This is a genomic window from Pseudoalteromonas sp. Angola-30, assembly GCF_028599215.1.
Taxonomy (GTDB): Bacteria; Pseudomonadota; Gammaproteobacteria; order Enterobacterales; family Alteromonadaceae; genus Pseudoalteromonas; species Pseudoalteromonas atlantica.
Map to the genome: position 1 here is coordinate 1 of NZ_JAQREI010000076.1, position 381 is coordinate 381.

Annotated in this window: 1 rRNA gene; it reads right to left on the reverse strand. The window is 41.5% G+C overall.

The features are described from left to right. Positions 1–104: ribosomal RNA gene (gene rrf / locus PSH54_RS20675) — 5S ribosomal RNA — on the reverse strand; the annotation flags it as partial. Positions 105–381 lie beyond the last annotated feature (277 nt).

Sequence of the window (381 nt, forward strand, 5' to 3'; positions counted from 1 at the left end):
TCCTACTTTCACATAGCAAATGCTACACTATCATCGGCGCTGTTTCGTTTCACTACTGAGTTCGGCATGGGGTCAGGTGGGTCCAAAACGCTATGGTTACCAAGCAAATTAGGTGCAAAGGAGTAATTACAAGCACGTAGTGCTACTTTTTCCTTTGCGCAAGGTGTCTCAATGTTAACGCTACGCGCTAAGAGTCACCTCATAAATTTGGAAAATTCTGATAATATTTTTTAAGTCTAAGTATTTATCTACTCTAGCTATTAACTTCTGTCGCTTGTTTCTGTCACAAAACGCGTTTGGCGTTGTATGGTTAAGCCTCACGGGTAATTAGTACAAGTTAGCTTAATGGCTCACACCACTTCCACATCTTGCCTATCAACG